This is a genomic window from Vibrio sp. GLN_1, assembly GCF_043106015.1.
Taxonomy (GTDB): Bacteria; Pseudomonadota; Gammaproteobacteria; order Enterobacterales; family Vibrionaceae; genus Vibrio; species Vibrio parahaemolyticus.
In genome coordinates this window covers 192374-210240 of the sequence record NZ_JBICMD010000017.1, presented here as the reverse complement: position 1 = coordinate 210240, position 17867 = coordinate 192374, and the positions used below count along the sequence as shown (strand labels likewise).

Annotated in this window: 18 protein-coding genes; 9 read left to right on the top strand and 9 right to left on the bottom strand. The window is 44.5% G+C overall.

Translation table 11 applies throughout. The annotated features are described in order from the left end of the window. Positions 1–6: 6 nt before the first annotated feature. A complete protein-coding gene (locus tag ACF8OV_RS09265; RefSeq protein WP_062888216.1) occupies positions 7–699 on the top strand; it encodes a heavy metal response regulator transcription factor in 693 nt (230 codons plus the stop codon). Beyond that, the gene (locus ACF8OV_RS09260; protein WP_180932412.1) at positions 692–2065 is read left to right on the top strand and encodes a heavy metal sensor histidine kinase; all 1374 of its coding nucleotides are present in this window, start codon (positions 692–694) and stop codon (positions 2063–2065) included. Before ACF8OV_RS09265 ends, ACF8OV_RS09260 begins: the two co-directional genes overlap by 8 nt. Here the strand turns inward: ACF8OV_RS09260 and ACF8OV_RS09255 are convergent. From ACF8OV_RS09255 to ACF8OV_RS09230, 6 genes are all read right to left on the bottom strand, one after another. Beyond that, positions 2025–2684: an HAD family phosphatase gene (locus ACF8OV_RS09255; protein WP_025817025.1), complete on the bottom strand. Its 660-nt coding sequence runs from the start codon at positions 2682–2684 to the stop codon at positions 2025–2027. The genes ACF8OV_RS09260 and ACF8OV_RS09255 overlap by 41 nt on opposite strands. 120 nt (positions 2685–2804) lie before the next feature. After that, positions 2805–3335 carry an MltR family transcriptional regulator gene (locus ACF8OV_RS09250; RefSeq protein WP_005392227.1) on the bottom strand — a complete coding sequence of 177 codons (531 nt, stop codon included), beginning with the start codon at positions 3333–3335 and terminating at the stop codon, positions 2805–2807. 57 nt (positions 3336–3392) lie between these two features. Then, on the bottom strand, positions 3393–4541 hold the full coding sequence (locus ACF8OV_RS09245) for a mannitol-1-phosphate 5-dehydrogenase (protein WP_021450155.1): 1149 nt from the start codon (positions 4539–4541) through the stop codon (positions 3393–3395). A gap of 112 nt (positions 4542–4653) precedes the next feature. Further along, positions 4654–6606: a PTS mannitol transporter subunit IICBA gene (locus ACF8OV_RS09240; protein ID WP_005487444.1), complete on the bottom strand. Its 1953-nt coding sequence runs from the start codon at positions 6604–6606 to the stop codon at positions 4654–4656. Between the two features lie 609 nt (positions 6607–7215). Beyond that, positions 7216–8964, bottom strand: coding sequence for a lysophospholipid acyltransferase family protein (locus tag ACF8OV_RS09235; RefSeq protein ID WP_025505510.1), 1749 nt, complete (start codon positions 8962–8964; stop codon positions 7216–7218). 137 nt (positions 8965–9101) lie between these two features. Further along, the gene (locus ACF8OV_RS09230; protein WP_180791678.1) at positions 9102–9368 is read right to left on the bottom strand and encodes a hypothetical protein; all 267 of its coding nucleotides are present in this window, start codon (positions 9366–9368) and stop codon (positions 9102–9104) included. Positions 9369–9531: 163 nt separating this feature from the next. Between ACF8OV_RS09230 and ACF8OV_RS09225 the strand changes: the two genes are divergently transcribed. Beyond that, positions 9532–10251, top strand: coding sequence for an SIMPL domain-containing protein (locus ACF8OV_RS09225; RefSeq protein WP_005453781.1), 720 nt, complete (start codon positions 9532–9534; stop codon positions 10249–10251). A gap of 43 nt (positions 10252–10294) precedes the next feature. Here the strand turns inward: ACF8OV_RS09225 and ACF8OV_RS09220 are convergent, their stop codons facing one another. Next, the gene (locus tag ACF8OV_RS09220) at positions 10295–11344 is read right to left on the bottom strand and encodes a DUF4382 domain-containing protein (protein ID WP_203504621.1); all 1050 of its coding nucleotides are present in this window, start codon (positions 11342–11344) and stop codon (positions 10295–10297) included. Positions 11345–11710: 366 nt separating this feature from the next. On the opposite strand from ACF8OV_RS09220, the gene ACF8OV_RS09215 reads away from it, so the two are divergent. Next, positions 11711–11983, top strand: a complete 273-nt coding sequence (locus tag ACF8OV_RS09215; RefSeq protein WP_021487203.1) for a hypothetical protein — start codon at positions 11711–11713, stop codon at positions 11981–11983. Positions 11984–12103: 120 nt separating this feature from the next. Here ACF8OV_RS09215 and ACF8OV_RS09210 read toward each other — a convergent pair whose 3' ends face one another. Together ACF8OV_RS09210 and ACF8OV_RS09205 are read right to left on the bottom strand one after the other, a co-directional pair. Beyond that, positions 12104–12907 carry a MetQ/NlpA family ABC transporter substrate-binding protein gene (locus ACF8OV_RS09210; protein WP_069525416.1) on the bottom strand — a complete coding sequence of 268 codons (804 nt, stop codon included), beginning with the start codon at positions 12905–12907 and terminating at the stop codon, positions 12104–12106. A 598-nt stretch (positions 12908–13505) separates the two neighbouring features. Beyond that, positions 13506–14342, bottom strand: coding sequence for a hypothetical protein (locus ACF8OV_RS09205; protein WP_217266213.1), 837 nt, complete (start codon positions 14340–14342; stop codon positions 13506–13508). Positions 14343–14856: 514 nt separating this feature from the next. Between ACF8OV_RS09205 and ACF8OV_RS09200 the strand changes: the two genes are divergently transcribed. The 5 genes from ACF8OV_RS09200 to ACF8OV_RS09180 all read left to right on the top strand — a co-directional run bounded on the left by ACF8OV_RS09200 (position 14857) and on the right by ACF8OV_RS09180 (position 17729). Further along, positions 14857–15537 (top strand): inovirus Gp2 family protein, encoded by a 681-nt coding sequence (locus tag ACF8OV_RS09200; protein WP_148511521.1) that lies wholly within the window; start codon positions 14857–14859, stop codon positions 15535–15537. 61 nt (positions 15538–15598) lie between these two features. Next, positions 15599–16273 (top strand): inovirus Gp2 family protein, encoded by a 675-nt coding sequence (locus tag ACF8OV_RS09195; protein ID WP_222729965.1) that lies wholly within the window; start codon positions 15599–15601, stop codon positions 16271–16273. Positions 16274–16326: 53 nt separating this feature from the next. Further along, positions 16327–16926: an inovirus Gp2 family protein gene (locus ACF8OV_RS09190; protein ID WP_222729967.1), complete on the top strand. Its 600-nt coding sequence runs from the start codon at positions 16327–16329 to the stop codon at positions 16924–16926. A 73-nt stretch (positions 16927–16999) separates the two neighbouring features. Then, on the top strand, positions 17000–17200 hold the full coding sequence (locus ACF8OV_RS09185; RefSeq protein WP_001211742.1) for an AlpA family transcriptional regulator: 201 nt from the start codon (positions 17000–17002) through the stop codon (positions 17198–17200). Positions 17201–17282: 82 nt separating this feature from the next. Then, entirely contained in the window at positions 17283–17729 is a 447-nt protein-coding gene (locus ACF8OV_RS09180) for a ribonuclease HI (RefSeq protein WP_029827289.1), read from the top strand. The last annotated feature ends 138 nt before the right edge of the window (positions 17730–17867 follow it).

Here is a 17867-nt window from a genome sequence, read left to right as displayed (position 1 = left end):
GTAAAGTTGAAAATATTGATCGTCGAAGATGAGCACAAAGCCGGAGAATATCTGCAAAAAGGTTTGATTGAATCTGGGTATGTGGTGGATTTAGTGCATGATGGGGTCGATGGGCTTTATCACGCTACCAGTGAAGAATATGACTTAATCCTCCTCGACATTATGTTGCCTAAACTCGATGGTTGGCAGGTGCTTAACACATTGCGCAGTAGTGGGATTCACACTCCAGTGATCATGCTGACAGCGAAGGATCAAGTGGAAGATCGCGTGCGCGGTTTTGAGCTGGGTGCCAATGACTATGTGGTAAAACCTTACGCGTTTGCAGAGCTACTGGCGCGTGTTCAAAACGTATTTCGTCATCATATTGCCGCGCAAGTGGTCGCATCGCCGCAAACATTACGTGTGGCAGATTTAGAACTTGATATGATCAAACGCGTTGCCACGCGCGCGGGGCAGTCGATGTCGCTTACCGCCAAAGAATATGCCCTGCTTGAGTTGTTGATGCGCAAAACTGGCCAAGTGCTTTCACGTACCACCATTGCGTCGTTAGTGTGGGATATGAACTTTGACAGCGATACCAATGTGATTGATGTGGCGGTCAAACGTCTGCGTAGCAAAGTGGACAAACCGTTCGATAAACCACTGATTCACACTGTTAGAGGGATGGGCTATAAACTCGAAGAGAGTCGTGATGCCTAAGTTCTCGCTGCCTTTTTCCATGAAAAACAAGCTCGTGCTGATGTTTGTTAGCATGACGTTTGTGACCTATTTTTCTTTGGCTTTCATCCTACAGTACGCCATTGAACGCCACTTTTATTCGCAAGATTTCAGCTATATTTCCAGTAAGTTCAATGCCATTGAGAAAGAATTAATACGCTCGCCAGAGGATGTGTTCAAGCAAGCGAATAACAGTACGCTCTATATGTGGGTGTTTGAAGGCAAGCAGAACGTGTATCAGAACTCGAGCCTGACGATTCCTCAGAACCGAGCCTACAGCATTAGCTCGCCTCAGGTTTTAAATCACGAGCGTGCCATCGAATGGAGTGAGGACTCGCTGAATATTCGCGCGTTTGCGTTTCAAGCTGGGGAGTATCAGGTGGTGCTCGGCATGAGTATCAATCACCATATTTTGTTTTTGGATAAGCTCGACTGGATTTTGTTTTGGGCGCTCGGTTTGGCGTTTGTGATTTCTTCCGCGTTGAGCGGTTGGATGGTAAAACGTGGGTTGAAGCCGATTGTGGGATTGAATCAGCACATTCAACAGATATCACCAGAGCAAATGGGCATTCGTCTCGACCCCGATTCGTTGCCAATAGAACTGCGTGAGTTAGCCAACAAACACAACGCGATGCTCGATAGGTTGCAAACTGGTTTTCGCCGCTTGAGCGAGTTTTCTTCTGATATAGCACATGAGTTAAAAACGCCACTCACCAACATTACCACGCAAAATCAGGTCATTTTAGGTGCGTGTCGAACGTCTGAAGAGTATCAGGATGCGATTGCCTCAACGTTGGAAGAACTCAACCGCATCACGAAAACCATCAACGATTTGCTCTACATTGCCAAGGCCGAAAACAAGCTCATTCATCGCCATGACGAAGTGTTTGCGGTGCAGGAGGAAATTGACCGCTTGGTCGCGTATTTTGAAATATTGGCCGAAGATGCCGAGGTGCGAATCGTGAGTTCAGGCGACGGTCAGCTCTATATGGACAAAAACATGTTTGAGCGTGCGGTGGGCAATTTGCTCTCCAACGCGATTCGTCATGCGTATGCTGATTCAACCATTGTGATTGACGTTCAAGCGGTTGATGAACAGGTGACGATATCGGTCAGCAACCAAGGTGACACCATTGCAGAGCAAAACTTACCGTACCTTTTCGACCGTTTTTATCGCGCAGATAAGTCTCGCCAACATGTAGGCAGTGTAGGAGCAGGGCTAGGTTTGTCGATTACCCAATCTATCGTGCAAGCGTATGAAGGTGATATCCAAGTTCAATCAGAAAACCAGCGCACCGAATTTCACATCAGGTTGCCTTCGGCTCGTACGAGTCCAAAAGAGGAATAACCTGAGCTAGGTTGTCGAGTACAGTGATATCAGACATTAACTCTGTCTGCGGTGGCAATAAGTCTGGAATCATTACTGCATGGCAGCCAGCAGCAAGTGCGGCTTTAATGCCATTATTGGAATCTTCCAACACTAAGCATTGCTGTGATTTTAGCCCGAGTTTTCGATACGCCATTTGGTAGCATTCTGGATGGGGTTTGCCATGTTGCACATCTTCTGCAGTGATAATCAAATCAAACTGGTCGAGATAATTGAAAGGGGCAAAGTTATATAGCACGTCAGGTCGATGAGAAGAGGTGACCAGTGCTGTGGTTAGGCCCCGCAGTTTGATCGCAGAAAATAGTCCATCAAATCCCGTTTTTAGTCCGATGCCTTGTTCTCTTAGTTGATGAAAATGCGCATCCCGTACCGCTCTGTAGCGCGTCATATCGATAGCGTTTTGAAAGTGCTCGGCGAGAATTCTTTCGCACTCTGAGTCTTGAACGCCAATGAACTGTTGGTAGGTATCGTCGGTGATTTGTAAGCCTTGCTCGGCTCCTGCGAATTGCCAGCTTTGTCTGTAGATGGACTCGGTATCGAAAATTAAGCCGTCCATATCAAAGAGAATTGCTTTGAGCATCACACGCTCCTGTGGCAGAGAAGGGCCAGTCTTTTGCTATCGGTGGTAGCAAGCGGTTATAACAAAGCCACCTAGATCAGCATGAGTGTTAGGGAGCTTAGGTATAACAAGGGGCAGATATTAGAACGGGCTGTCCTTGCCCAGTTCATTGCAAATTTCGACAATCGCGAGTGACAGGCCGGACTTAATGATTTGTTGTTGGCGCTGAAGCTGGAGTTGGTAAAACTCAAGATCGATGTCGTCATCGGGTTCGTTGACTTCCAATTGCACCATGCCCATTTTCTTCACCAGATGCAGTTTTTTGATCGGTTCTAGGATATTCGGGTCAGTGAACTCGTAGTCCGATGCATCGCTGTTCAGTTGGTTTTTCAGCTTAATGATGTCTTCGATATCGTGGTAGATGTCGTCGGGCAATACACCTAGACCAAACAATAACTTCAAACGAACCGATAAGTCGCCAAGCGGTCCTGAATCTTGCAGTAATGGGCCGACGACCGATTGCACAGCAAAGTTATCTTTACGGAAGATTCTTTGGATGAGTCCGTCGATGGATTCGTTAAATACGTCGACGGTCGCAATAAAGAAGCCTCGTACCGATGGTGCGCTGTTGAGTCGTTCAATAATCTCGGTTTCGTTGATGTTATCTGCCATATACTGATCAGTTGTTTCATTATTATATTAAGGGGAGCAGAGCTCCCCCTGAGTCAATTAAAGCTGGTTGTAAAGCGACTCGATTTGAGCCACTTCAACACTGTCTTCAGCCAGACCGGTGTATTTTGCTAGCGTTTTTGTCACGCCAACCTCTTTTAATGAGGTCTGTAGCTCAACCGCTTGCGGATCGGTGTCGTTGGTGTATTTCAACGCCGCCGCGATCCCTTTCAAAAGTGTTTGATTTTCAGTGCCATACTCGATTGTACCGAGTAATGGCTTCACTAATCTATCATTTACACCCAATTTACGAATTGGTTGTCGTCCAACGCGATCCACTTCATCCACTAAATATGGGTTGGCGAAGCGACCTAAAATCTTTTCGATGTAGGCATTGTGCATGTCGCGGTCGAAGCCGTAACGACGAATCAACACTTCGCCACTTTCCTGCATTGCTTGTTTTACTTCGGCATGAATGTTTGGGTCTTCAATCGCTTCGCGAATGGTGCGATGGCCTTTCAAACAGCCTAAATAAGCGGTAATACAGTGACCTGTGTTTAGGGTGAACAGCTTACGTTCGACAAAGGCCATTAGGTTGTTGGTTTTTTCCATGCCAGCAATGTTTGGGATGTCGCCCTTGAACTGTTGCTCATCGACAATCCATTCGCTGAAGCTTTCAACCGTCACTTCCAATGGGTCATCGTTGGCGGCTTCTGCTGGTGGCACGATGCGATCGACAGCGGAATCAACAAAGCCAACCAACTCGTCTGCTTTTGCATGCAATGATTTATCTAAGTGTTTGTACACTTCACCTTTTAAGTGCGTTGTGCCACGCACCATATTTTCACAGGCGATGATGTTAAGTGGCGCGTCATTGCCAGCTTCAAAACGTTTGGCGATCCCTTTCGCGATGGTTTTCGCGATGATGTCTAATACGTTTGGACCCACTGCTGTGGTGACTAAATCGGTTTTGACGATGCGATCAATCACGTCTTCACTGGCTGAGTTTACCGCTGTGACGTGGGTAACGGTGTCGATTTGACACTCGGTGCCCACGACTTTTACTTTGTATTCTTGTTTGTGGCTGAGCTGGTCTACTAGCGGTACATCAACGTCAGCGAAAGTGACCTCGACTTCTGCGTCTGCTAAGAGTTTTCCGATGAAACCACGACCGATGTTACCTGCACCAAAATGAACTGCGTTTTTCATAATTCTTACCTACCAATATCTGAAAATGTTGACTTACGAAACTAGGGTGAGGCCAACCGCATAGGGGGTGACAGCTGACCTCGTTTGCCTCAGGAGCAAATTAAAGGAGTAATTAAGCCGCTTGTTGACCGCCAAGGATGTTAAGAATTTCTTCTACATCGTTGGTGCTGGTTAGCTTCTCAATTGCTTCCGGCTCATCGAGCGCGTTCGTAATGGTGGTGATCACCTGGATGTGCTCATCGTTCTTAGCGGCAATGCCGATAACCAGTTTCGCGACATCGTCGTCATCTTCAGTAAATTGGATACCCGATGGGTATTGGCAGATTACAATGCCAGTTTTCTTCACGCGGTCTTTCGCTTCTACGGTGCCATGAGGAACCGCGATAGACTCGCCAAGGTAAGTTGGAACCAACGCTTCACGTTCAAACATCGCGTCTACGTATTCTGGTTCTGCGTAGCCAAGTTCAACCAATTTGTTGCCTGCAAATCGGATGGCTTCTTCTTTGTTGGCTGCTTTCAAACCTAGGTGAATGTTTTCACGCTGGATTTGGAAAACCGATGGCTGTTGTGGCTCAAAGCTGTCGTCGTTGGCAGCAAGTACCGATACTTTGACCATTTGATCGTCGTTCGCCGCCGACTGTTTTTGTGCTGCCAGTAACTTGGTGACTAGCTGGTTGTACATTTCGCTGTCTAGGAAATTAGTCAATGAAATGTGGTGTGCGTTTGGAGCATGCTTACGTGCACGATCCGTCAAGTCTTTGTGTGTAATCACGATATCTGCACTCTCTGGTAAGCTGTTGATAGCAAGGTTGGTTACGTGGACGTTCAGACCTGCGTCCTGAACTTTCTTACGTAGCATGCTCGCACCCATGGCGCTTGAGCCCATGCCCGCATCACAAGCGACAATGATGCTTTGTACTGTCGCTAGGTCTACATCACCTTTGCTTTCGTTGTTTACCACTGCGCCGTTTTTCGATGCAGATTTCATGTCTTTCATTTGCGATGTGGCTTTTTCTAGTGCCGCTTCATCGCCATCTTCTTCTGTCGAGGTTTGCGTTTTCATCAGTAGCGACGCAACCGCGAATGACACGCCTGTTGCTGCCGCGATAGAGGCAAGAACGCCAACAATTGAGCCTTTTTGAGTCATCAACAAGATTGCAAAGATTGAACCTGGTGATGCTGGAGAAACGATGCCCGCGTTAAACATGGTTAGAACGAACACGCCAGTCATACCGCCTGCAATAGCCGCAAGGATCAGACGTGGGTTCATTAGAATATACGGGAAGTAAATCTCGTGAATGCCACCGAAGAAATGGATGATGGATGCACCGCCAGCCGTTTGGCGAGCCGTACCTTTGCCAAACACCATGTAAGCCAGCAGGATACCCAAGCCCGGACCAGGGTTCGCTTCGATCAAGAAGAAGATCGATTGACCAGTCTCAGACGCTTGCTGAATACCCAGTGGAGAGAAGATGCCGTGGTTGATCGCGTTATTTAGGAACAGGATCTTCGCTGGCTCAACAAAAATAGAAGTCAGTGGCAGAAGGTGCGCTGAAACAAGGAAGTTTACGCCAGCTGCCAATGCGCCTGAAAGCACTTTGACAAATGGGCCGATAAGGAAGAAAGCCAGAATGGCGCACAGCATACCGATGATGCCCGCAGAGAAGTTGTTGACCAACATCTCGAAGCCGCTTTTTACTTTACCGTCGATGTAGTTATCGAATTTTTTGATTGCCCAGCCACCCATTGGGCCAACCATCATTGCGCCCATAAACATTGGGATGTCGGTACCGACGATCACGCCCATGGTTGTGATTGCACCAACGACCGCGCCGCGATCGCCGCCCACTAACTTACCACCGGTGTAACCGATAAGTAGTGGCAGCAAGTAAGTGATCATAGGCCCAACCATGGAAGCTAACGTCTCATTTGGTAGCCATCCGGTTGGGATAAATAGAGCAGTGATAAAGCCCCACGCGATAAACGCGCCGATGTTAGGCATTACCATGTTTGACAGAAAACGACCAAAATTTTGTATCTTGATCTTGGCATCTGGTGATATCATAACAATTCCCCGTTCGATGTTCTGATGAATATGTTGTCGTAAACGGTTCGCCAAAACCGCTTGTTTGATTGCTTAGTACCCAATCAATTTACCACACATTTTCCAATTGGAACTGACGACGGGTTTTTCGTGATCAACCCCCGCATTTCTTCGGATGAAAAGCATTTTTTAAGTGATGATGATCAATTAATTGATATGTAACTTAATAACAAAAAATGACTTTCAAATCTGTCAACAAAAATATTAGTGATCAATTCGATCTTCTGACAAATATAAAATCAAAATTCATTGTGATTGAGATCACCTTTAATTTCTTTTTCAATTCAAATTAAATGCCTGAAACGATCAATGTCACATTTTGTTTGGCGTTCGGTTTGATTTGAAATGTGATCTATAACCATTTTGAGGTTTTGTGAAAGTTTATAACGTGAACGTTTGCGCGATGTTGGCGTTTTGTGGATTAAAGCTGGAGATGAGTGGCCTTTTTGCGATGAGTTTAACTAAACACTTTGTTTTTAATGTTTTATGAGCAAATAACGTATCACGCTGCACACGTTTTGTTTAGAGCGATTTGAGCAGCGCGATACCTCCTACGTTTGTAGACGACGGTTAATTGTTCATAGCTAAATACTCGCGCGCGTTTTCACTGCCCATATAACGTGCAAGCGTTTTCTCAGGTACATCGCGTAAATCCACCATAATCAATCCATCCAGTGCGTTGTTAAACGCAGGATCGACGTTAAAACACACCAACTTACCATTCAAACTCAAATATTGGCGCAGTAATACCGGGACGCCTTTGCCTTCATCAATTCGAGCGATCACGCGAGATAGCAATTGTAAATCTCCCAATGCGGTTAGCATGCTGGTATTCCAGTTTAAGTTGGTTTCTGGCAGCGGGTTTGACGGAGTGACGTATTCGGCGCAGTCGTTGTCGTAGTGGTGTAGGGTCATCGATTGTGCCAATAATTGACGCGCGGTATGACTGTAATCGTTGCTGATGCTCACTGGGCCAAATAAGTGCGTGTATTCAGGATGTTGATGAACAAAAGTCGCTATGCCTTTCCAAAGTAAGAGTAGGGCACTCATGCTTTTTTGATATTGCTCGGCAATCACAGAACGACCCATTTCAATCGACTTGCCCATTTGATCGAGAAAGCGTTGGTCATAGTTGAACAAGGTGCGCGAATACAATCCTTCTACGCCATATTTCGCCAATAATTGATCAACTAATCCAAGACGGTAAGCACCTACCATGCATTGGTTCTCACGATCCCACACAAACAGGTGCAGGTAATCATGATCGAAATGATCGATGTCTATCGCTTGTCCGGTCCCTTCGCCAACTTGACGGAAATTATGTTCTCGCAAGCGGCCAATTTCATGCAGGAGAGATGGGATCTGCTGTGCGCTGGCGCAGTACACGTCGAACTCGCCATTTTGAAGCAATTGGGTTTCTGCCGGTAAGCTGTGCAGCTCTTCAAGCAATTGGCCTATGGGTAACCCTGCCGCAATAGGTAAGAGATCATTGTCTGAGACCGTTTGCTGAGTGGCACTTACATCGCGGTTAAGCAGGTAGGTGTTGAGCCTCAGATAATTGACGATCTGATCATCGTTGAGGTTATTGAGTTCTTTAAATTTGATTGCTTGCCCAAAGGACAACTCAATAGTTTTTGCGCTCTTGTTGAGCAGCTCTCTTCCTAACATCAAGGTGCGTAAAAGAGGGTGGATTTTACCTGCCATGTAGAAGCGTTTTGAGTTCTGCCCACTAATGAAGATGGGAACAGTGGCGGCTTTGTTCTTACGAATTAACGCACTGACACTGCGGCTCCATTCTTTGTCTTCTAAACGCTGTTGTTTGGCATCCACCAACTGTGACACTTCACCCGCAGGGAAAACCAATAACAAGCCGCCATTCGCAAGGTGTTTGTTGGCTGCTCTAAGTGCCTTCATGTTTGACTTGACCGCATCTTTGCCCTCGAATACGTCGACACCAATAAAAAGTTGGTCGAGCTCTGGCACGGTTTTTAGGTACTGATTCGCTAAAATTTGGATATCGTCTCGTACCATCAACAGTAGTTCGGCGAGAATCACGCCTTCAACACAGCCGAGAGGGTGATTCGCCACAATGACGGTTGCGCCTTGCTTTGGCACTGAGCCGAGCGAACCATGGGCAATGCGATAGTCGATACCCAAGATATCCAGTGTGAATCGCAAGAAAGTTTTGGTATCCGCATTCGCTGGGCGTTGGGCGTAGAATTTATCGAGCTGACTTAAACCCGTAGCCCATTCTGCAACGTTTTCACCAATGCCAAACGGCGTTTTACGAGGGAGACGAAAAGGGGTCGAACTATCCATATTTACCTCAGCGTACAAGTGGCTGATCGGATAGTAGAAATTACAGATGACAGTTCAGAGGCAAATCCATGAGCCTTTGGTGACAAACTGGTGAAGCTTTGTTGACCAAAGGCGAAGGGGATAGGACAGCTTTAGCGTTACGTTTTGTCGCCAGCAAACATCAGGATACTCAGAGAGTTGAGCGTTTCACCGAGACTTTCTAGTGAGCTCAAGACCTGTTTGGTCGGCTCATTATCTAGCAGAATTCGACCATCAAAGCTTTTCCCTTCGTATTGCTGTTCATTACACGCATCCACTTGGGGTGCTTGTGTTGAGTTGTCATCCATAGCTAAGTCGTCAGCACTCAAACAGGCCGTTGAGACAAATAATCCGCCTAGAACCACCAACCATGTTGTTTTCAACATAATCTTAAAATTCACAATAAAACACTGTTCAATTTTGATTAATTCTATTCACCATTTCGAACGATATGACAAAAATTTAGCTTTAGGTCGCCATTTTCTGGCCATAGTTGAGCTATGTTATCGATACTACGAATTGTTACTTTTGGCGAAATTAGGAGGATGAATGGAGAAGATTTCCAATAAAGCGTCAATATGGCTCGGGCTGTGTCTGATAATTGGTTTAGGAGTATTGGGCTTTTTTATTCAGCAAACAGCAGTCAAATACAAAGCCTATGAGCGAGTGGTAACGGTGAAGGGATTGTCTGAGCGAGAGTACCCGGCAGATACCGTCATTTGGCCAATCCAATTTACGGTAGCCAGCAATGATATGGGCGCGATGTTTGATGACATAGACCAACAAACGCGTTTGATTCTCGATTTTTTAACCGCAAAAGGCTTAACTGACAAAAACATCTCGCTGTCTTCGCCTTCAGTGATAGACCGTAAAGCGCAGCAATATGGTGGTGAGCAAGACATTGAGTATCGTTATTTAGCATCCCGAACGGTCACGGTTTACAGCCAAAATATCAATGTGGTTCGTGCGGCGATTAATGAGATTGGTGAACTTGGGAAACAAGGCGTGATTCTTAATCAAGATCCTTATGCAAACCGAATCGAATACAGTTTCACGAAACTTAATGACATCAAACCAGACATGATCGAAGAGGCGACCAAAAACGCCCGCGAGGTGGCACAAAAGTTTGCGAAAGACTCACAAAGCTCATTAGGAAAGATCAAGCGAGCGACGCAAGGTCAGTTCTCCATTTATGACCGCGATAGCAATACGCCTTACATTAAAAAAGTCCGAGTGGTATCGACGGTTCAATATTACCTTTCTGACTAAGTAAAAAGCCGCTCAGTACGAGCGGCTTTTTTAATATGGTGGCTTAAAGAATGGGATTAATGTCCTGAGTTGTCAGCTCTGTCTCGACAACATCAACTGGCGTGTAGTGCTGGTAAATCAAGAAACCGTCTTCTGACGTTTCATGAGCGTCTGGCGTATCAATATACGCAGTACATGTGTAGCCAATGCTGTAAGTACCCGGGCCAGTGTAACCAAACTCGTAGCTGTAGGTTGTATTGCCTTCTTCGTCTTGCGATTCATTCACATTAGCTACCGCAACTGGCGCGTTGAGTGGAGCTGTCGCGCCCATATCGCCCATGGTTGAGCGATCCATGGAACCCGCATACAGGTAAACAGAGTGAACGGCAGGCACATCATGAATCGCGTTCCATGCCGCACTGTCTGCTTCGCAAGCTTGGTATTGCACGTTACTTACTGTGCCAGCGATATGGCCTGAATCTGATGCGTTCACCAAACTTACGGCATTCGAGTTCATGTTCATATGATCTTGGCCGACTGGATCCGCCAGACCTTTACGCAAATCAAACTCTACAACGTAGCTATTGTGCCCAGTATGAACTTTTACATACTGACCTTTTTGGGAAAACTTCAAGCGACCCTGATCGCTGGTATCGGGCTTAAAGCCAAAGCAGCTACCACGACTTGGAACAACAAGACCTTTTACTGAGCCATCAGTTTTTTCGACATACGATAGAGACGTATCATTCAACTGTCGGCCATCTTTCGCGTAAACGCACATGGCGTAATCACCCGGAGCAATTTGTTGTTCGCTAATGATGGTTTTGGCATTTTTTCCTTGATATTCCATCAAATCAACTTGATGTAGAGCGCCGTTCTCGCTTGCGTCTAGCTGAATGTGATCGCCAGTTTGCTCGCCCGTTTCTGGGTCAAAGGGAATTAAAACCACGTCTTTAAATGCTAAGACCACTTTGTTGGCGTCATCCACAGGTGCATCTGAGACACCAAGAGAAAACGTAGCGGATTCTGTATTTGATGAAGAGTTGTCGCCACCGCAGCCAGTCAGTAGTAGACCGCCTGAGATAGCAAGTAGAGGATAAGTGTATTTTTTCATATTGACCTCTTGTGTTTACACTGCCGATAAACATCGAAGATTAGTTTCAGAGTCGAGACGAAATGTCATTGCTTGGTAATGACGGGGTCAATGTAAAAAAGGGAAATTCATAGTGTGATATGGATTCCTAAAAGGCTATTTTTAAATCTATTGCTCAAGTGCAGCAGCGAAGCAGTAACTCCATTAACTTCGGCTCTACTTAGCTAAACAACGTGGTCGCTTGGTAACCACTTTTCCCATTTCTACAAGCGCTTTTTTATAAAACTAAGTTCTTATTCGTAGTGAAATGAAGTTGATAATAATCAAAATAGATAGGTGATGAGGGGCGTAACGTAAGGTCGATTATTGCTAGAAGGAATTAGTATGATGGCATACAAATTTTTTATTCGAGAGCTACTAGGATTAGCGATCGTGGTTTCAGTTGTTTTTGGTGTACTTGGTGTGATGCTCGATCTTTTCGCGCTTACGGCGTTGTGGGAACATCAAGATGCAATTGCTCAGATCTTTTTTCATGAGTCGTTTTACTTCATTGCATTCTTAATCCCGCCATTTTTCCTATGGAAGATCATTAATCGTTCTGATTTGGTTACCGCCGCACAAAACTATATCGCGCTAAAGTTAGAAGCAGAAAGTCGATAATCTAACTCCAAGTACGATTGATACCATTTGATACGATAGAGGCTCATGCTTTGTTTCATGAGCCTCTGTCGTTTGCCTCTCTAAGCAAGCAAGATAGCTTGCTCAAGGATTAATTCTTACTTAAAAGGCTGGTTCAATCGTTCCTTTGAAAGTGCTATCAAGGAAGTCGCGAATTTCTTGGGATTGGTAAATAGAAACGAACGTCTTGTAAGCCTCGTTGTTTTTGTCGGCTTCACGAGTCGCAATAACCATAACAGCGAGAGGTGCGTCTTTGGACTCTAGGAAAATACTTTGCTTCTTAGGGTCTAAGCCTGAAGACATCACGTAATTCATCGTAATAGCTGCGGCATCAACGTCATCCAGCGTTCTTGGCAGCTGCGCCGCATCTACCTCAACGAACTCCAGTTCTTTTTGATTACTCTTAATATCGGTTAACGCGGCTTTATGGCCAACACCTGGTTTAAGCTCAATCAAGCCCGCATCAGCGAGTAGTAACAGCCCTCGGCCTCCATTAGTTGGGTCGTTTGGAATGGCAATTCTGGCGCGGTTTGGTAACTCTTCTAACGAACGGTATTTATTGGAATAAATCCCCATGCGCATCAAGATAGATTGGCCAATTGAAACGAGCTGAGAGTTATGACTGCTGTTGAAGTTATCCAAAAAAGGTTGGTGTTGGTAGCTGTTAATATCGATGCTACCGTCACTCAGCGCGGCGTTAGGTGTCACGTAATCAGAGAACTCGATGACTTCAACATTTAGCCCTTGCTTTGCCGCTTCTTTCGCTACCGCTTCAACTACTTGTGCATGTGGCCCAACCGTAGCTCCGACTTTGATTACTGAATTATCTTTTTCTCCGCAGGCACTTAAGCTGAGCGCAGCAGCGAGAACCCAAGACAACTTTTTGATGTGACCTAAATTTGTCATCGTAACTCCATTTTATATTTAGACGTCCATACGGCTATCCTATTAGGAATATATAAACGATCAACGACTAAAACATTGAGGGATCATTTGAAGGTCACAAGGGCTATAGAGCACGAATTTTATCGAGCAGATGGTTAAGAGAGTTGAAAGGGTTGAAGCAAAAGAGTTTACAAGGGGGATAAGAAGATGAGCTCAGGTGCCAACGGTGTACCCATAGCAACACTTAAAACCATTAGATACAAAAAAGGCGTAGTAGGTATTAACCTGCTACGCCTTTCGAAATTTGGTGGCCCTCCCAGACTCAATTTTTAACATTAACTTATTGTAAATTATAATATTATTTTGTTCTTGTTTTTGTTGTTGGTACATTTAGTGGTACATTGCGTTTTAGGTACAACAATCCATAAATTACACTTAGAACAATTTGAAATATTAATTATGTTTAATATTTCAGTGTTTAAAGAGCCCTAGAGCTTTTGTTGCACTTTGTACGCTAATCACAGCTTGTCATTATTTATCACTTTAATTACATGCTTTTCTATTGCTGTGCACCTTTTTTGTGACAATTCAGGTAAAAGCATCCTGTTAATTGTTAGCGCTACAGTAACGCTTTGTATGCTGCTACCTTTACTTGATCACAGACCGTAGGATTTCTAGTTAATTCGAGTAACCTAACTTTAAGGGTATAGATTATATCTTTGTATTCAAAGTGCCCTTTCTCACCGTAGATTTGATAGCTGGTTTCCCCTTTCTGTGTGGCGGCTTTTGAGGCTAAGTATTGCTCGTAGTTGATATGATCCTTGTTACTAAAGAATGATGTGAAGTTGAGCAAAAAAAACGGAGTCAATTCAATGAAGCCAGTTAATTTTGTTTTGTCTTTTTTCGAGAGTCTTGAGCATCGCCGAATCAGGTTCATATCTTCTAAATCCTTCAGCCGATCACTTACTTTATAGGTGTTTGTACCGAGTTTATCCGCTATCCATTTTCCGCCTATAGGGACTCCACCAATCATTAAATCAAAGTTCTTTGCTAACAACATAGTCACAATAATTAGGTTCTGGGTGCGCTGCTGGCGAAACCCCAACTCTTGAGCTTTTTGCTCTATGTATTGGTAAATGTTGTCGTACTCAACTAGTGATGCTCCCATAAAATGAGTCTGTCTTGTTGACTCACTGAGGGGGTGAGAGGGTAGAACATAGATCTCAGAGTTTGGTTCAAAGGGCTTTGTCATTGGTTGGAAATCAGCCCATGAGTTGAGTTGGATAAGTGATGAGGGAGTATGTTGTCTACGCGTAAATCTACCATCTGTTTTTTGGCTATCAGTAAGCACTAAAAATTCATTTTGACGATCAAATGGATTAATGAAGTTGTGCAACGGATGTTGAGAAACTGCGGTTTCTTTTAAGTTGTTTTGGGAGGCTTCATTGTTGAGCATTGAGTAAGTTTCCACGTTTTTTCGATTTTGCTAGATATACTATTATAATTTTATTCTTCCAACTTGATTGATTTATAGGTAAAAAATATTTTTTAATAATCTTGTCTTATGTGAGTAAATGAGGATGAGTTGGGTTGTTTTAGCGTGATGGATTGCTGTTGAAATCGTGGGCATTATCGAGCTATCTCTTCATTAACTAGCTCAATAGATTGTCATTTAACTTGTAACTTACTTGGATTCGAGAGTGGGGGAGAGGACATCGATTTTCCACAGTTCCGTGCCTAGGTGTTGATGGTTAACTAGCACTTGCCCCTTTAGATGGACAGGAAATGTATACGTAGCAGTTTTTGCATTGTCTGTCTGGTTAGTATTATTACAGTCATCTCTACCCTATCAATACACCCATTACATCGGCATAAGCTCATCAACTGAGTCACCATAGTGACTCACAGTACGCAATTAAAAATTAACGACACAGACCTATCTATGAACCTAAACACCGGAGTAGATAGGAATGAATGAACGTTCTAGAAAAAACAAAAACCTCAGACTAACCAACAAGAAAACGTTTCTGGGTAGGCCTATCCAGACCGAGCACGGTCCACTCTACATCGACTACTTAGAGAAAATGCACGATACGATTGATCTCGCATTGGGCGAGTATCCTCGGCTGATGGCTATTCGAGTGGATTTGAGGTTTCCTAAGCTAAGGAACAATGAAAAGAGCGGTAATGTCATGACCGACTTTCTACGCTCGTTACAGTCGCAGATTGATCACTCCGGAAAACGAAAGAAAAGAGAAGGGAGTGCTAGAGTGCATCCCTGCAAAGTGCGGATTGCTTGGGTGAGGGAGCGCTCTAGCTCGATAAACGACCACTATCACCTAGTACTCATGTTCAACAAAGATAGATTTAACTGGTTGGGTAAAACTCAAACACAACAGGAGAACTTAGGCTCTTTTATCGTAGAGGCATGGGCGAGGGTGGCTGGTGTCGACTACGAGGAAGCCAATGGACTGGTTCATTTTTCAAAGAGAAAGAATAGCGACAGTGTGGTTATCCACCGCTTGAATTGTAACACTGATGACTTTGATGATGCGTTTGATGAGTTCTTCAAGCACATTAGCTATCTAGCAAAAGAGAACACTAAGCACTTTGGTAGTGGTAGACGAAATTTCGGCCATAGCCATAAGTAGCTTAAAAAGTAACGACAGTCTCAGTTCCTGTGGGAATCACAACAAACCACAGGAACTAATCATGATTCATCAACTCAACGTAGCTCATCAAAGAGTCCACACCATCACTCATGACCGAACCTTTAATGGAAAGCCACTCTACTACCACAAGGATGGTCTCGTTCTCGAATACCTAGAGGAGATAGACCGAGTGCTGACTGAAGCACTAAACCAATACCCAAGAATCTTTGCTGTTCACATCAACCTAAACCTACCGAGTGACTTCGGGGAAGATTACCTAGCGGTGTTTGCCCATTTCTTTCGTATTTTAGAATCGGAGACTAATGAGCTCTGTAGAGACAAATACACCGACAGAACTTATCAATACCAGCAAACGGTCATTCGCTATATCTGGGCGAAGGCCAGTGAATCCACCAGCCAGCATCATCATCTTATCTTGCTCTTTGATAGGGTTCTCTTTCAAAGCTTCGGTACTGGACGAGAGGGTTGGGGACGTTTTCTCTACAAAAAAGTGAGGAAGACATGGGATAGGGTGGTTGAAGCTTATTACAGCCAACCATGCTCTGGATTAGCCTACTCTCCTACGAATGAAGGTTTTGAGCTGTTGTCTGACGCTGAAGTGTTCCCGTTACAGTTAAACGAGTTTTTTTATCGAATCAGTCGTCTAGCGAAGCCCACTGCAAACCGGAACGCTCACCCCAACAAGAGCTTTGGTTGCAGTCACGACTCACCTTAAAAAATACAGAGCGAGTAATGCCTATGTCATTCACACACTGAGAGGTATTACTCATGTCGAACACAACCCACCTTCCAACCATTACTCGTGCTAGAACATTTAAAGATTATCCATTGTTTTACAGCAATAAGGGACTTTATGAATCAGCGCTTACCACGATGGATAAGGTCTTTGATCAGGCTCTGACTCAGTATCAACGTACTCTTGCGATGCGTTTGGATTTATACCTGCCTAAAGATCATCAAGACACCGATCTCAGCATCCTCAATGATTACTTTGACATTCTGAAAGAGAAAATCGATGCAGATTCGTTGCCTTATGTATGGCGTAAGCGAGCTGATAAAACTCCTTCACATAACTACCGAGTAATGCTGTTTCTTGATGATAGTCAGTACTTCGGTCCTGCCATTTGTTGGGATAAAGGTAATCAGCTTGTGGATCATCTAAAAACAGCTTGGAAGGAAGCGATAGAAAAGCACTACAAAGGCAAAGAGCGATCAATGATCTTGTTTAACGACCGAGGGAACGATGGACTAGGAACACGCTGTAAGAGCAAAGATACTAATATAAAGCGTTGTGTCTTCCACCGTCTGAGTAGCTTTGCTGAAGCGTGGAAAGAAGAGCGTTACTGCTTTGGCTCTAGCCTAGATTAGATTAGATTAGGCCGACTGCACTTTTTTACAGTGGCGGCTTATCCATGGGTATATACAAGAGGAGACAATTCCCATGAGATTTCTACGACTTAAAGACGTGATGTCACTAACAGGGTTAGGCCGTTCAACTATCTACAAGTTCATGGCAGATGAAACCGACTTTCCTAAAAGTGTGCCACTCGGTGGACGAGCGGTAGCTTGGGTCGAAAGTGAAATCGAGGAATGGATGGAATCGCGTCTTAGTATGCGAGACAACCAAGAATCCTTTCAGTAACACAAACATCAAATCACATCATCAACAGGGCGCTGGCTAAGCAAAGTCATGCGCCCTTTTTACAATTAGAGAGAGATAAAAAATGAGTTATTCAATTTACGTAGACGGCGCAGCACCAAACAACCAACACGGATGTACACGAGGTGGTATCGGGCTGGTGGTCATGGATGAAGACAATGAGATAGTCCATGAAGAGAGCATTACCATTGACCGAGAGACGGATTGTGCGGAGCTGGAGTTACTGGCATTTATCGAAGGGCTGGAGTATGCCGAAGATGGTGATGTTATCTATTCAGATAATGATTACTGTGTTAAAGGTTTCAACATTTGGCTTGATGACTGGAAAGATCGAGGGTGGCGTAAAGCGAATAAGAAGCCGGTTAAGCATCGGCAACTCTGGAAACAAATCGATGAACTGCGTTCTAGAAAGTATGTCGAGGTACTTAAAGTCAAAGCTCATTCTGGTGTTAGAGGTAATGAGATAGCGGATTCGTTAGCAGTTGATGCTGCTAGAAGTGGTATAGATTGATGTATGTAAGGCGGCTTGTAGGCATAGTCCAACAAGCCGCTATTGCCTGTTATTTGAGTTTTTCTAGATAACATATATCTGAAGATGGATACGATGCGGGGCATAGATTAGCCCAACTGTTAGCGTGTTGCCTTCAAA

What these genes read in the sequence shown, in the direction of transcription:
- ACF8OV_RS09190 (WP_222729967.1), top strand. Translation starts at nt 16,327, where the DNA reads ATGTCGAACACAACCCACCTTCCAACCATTACTCGTGCTAGAACATTT.
- ACF8OV_RS09255 (WP_025817025.1), bottom strand. Translation starts at nt 2,684, where the DNA reads ATGCTCAAAGCAATTCTCTTTGATATGGACGGCTTAATTTTCGATACC.
- ACF8OV_RS09235 (WP_025505510.1), bottom strand. Translation starts at nt 8,964, where the DNA reads ATGGATAGTTCGACCCCTTTTCGTCTCCCTCGTAAAACGCCGTTTGGC.
- ACF8OV_RS09225 (WP_005453781.1), top strand. Translation starts at nt 9,532, where the DNA reads ATGGAGAAGATTTCCAATAAAGCGTCAATATGGCTCGGGCTGTGTCTG.
- ACF8OV_RS09200 (WP_148511521.1), top strand. Translation starts at nt 14,857, where the DNA reads ATGAATGAACGTTCTAGAAAAAACAAAAACCTCAGACTAACCAACAAG.
- ACF8OV_RS09215 (WP_021487203.1), top strand. Translation starts at nt 11,711, where the DNA reads ATGGCATACAAATTTTTTATTCGAGAGCTACTAGGATTAGCGATCGTG.
- ACF8OV_RS09260 (WP_180932412.1), top strand. Translation starts at nt 692, where the DNA reads ATGCCTAAGTTCTCGCTGCCTTTTTCCATGAAAAACAAGCTCGTGCTG.
- ACF8OV_RS09210 (WP_069525416.1), bottom strand. Translation starts at nt 12,907, where the DNA reads ATGACAAATTTAGGTCACATCAAAAAGTTGTCTTGGGTTCTCGCTGCT.
- ACF8OV_RS09230 (WP_180791678.1), bottom strand. Translation starts at nt 9,368, where the DNA reads ATGTTGAAAACAACATGGTTGGTGGTTCTAGGCGGATTATTTGTCTCA.
- ACF8OV_RS09245 (WP_021450155.1), bottom strand. Translation starts at nt 4,541, where the DNA reads ATGAAAAACGCAGTTCATTTTGGTGCAGGTAACATCGGTCGTGGTTTC.
- ACF8OV_RS09195 (WP_222729965.1), top strand. Translation starts at nt 15,599, where the DNA reads ATGATTCATCAACTCAACGTAGCTCATCAAAGAGTCCACACCATCACT.
- ACF8OV_RS09185 (WP_001211742.1), top strand. Translation starts at nt 17,000, where the DNA reads ATGAGATTTCTACGACTTAAAGACGTGATGTCACTAACAGGGTTAGGC.
- ACF8OV_RS09205 (WP_217266213.1), bottom strand. Translation starts at nt 14,342, where the DNA reads ATGCTCAACAATGAAGCCTCCCAAAACAACTTAAAAGAAACCGCAGTT.
- ACF8OV_RS09180 (WP_029827289.1), top strand. Translation starts at nt 17,283, where the DNA reads ATGAGTTATTCAATTTACGTAGACGGCGCAGCACCAAACAACCAACAC.
- ACF8OV_RS09240 (WP_005487444.1), bottom strand. Translation starts at nt 6,606, where the DNA reads ATGATATCACCAGATGCCAAGATCAAGATACAAAATTTTGGTCGTTTT.
- ACF8OV_RS09220 (WP_203504621.1), bottom strand. Translation starts at nt 11,344, where the DNA reads ATGAAAAAATACACTTATCCTCTACTTGCTATCTCAGGCGGTCTACTA.
- ACF8OV_RS09250 (WP_005392227.1), bottom strand. Translation starts at nt 3,335, where the DNA reads ATGGCAGATAACATCAACGAAACCGAGATTATTGAACGACTCAACAGC.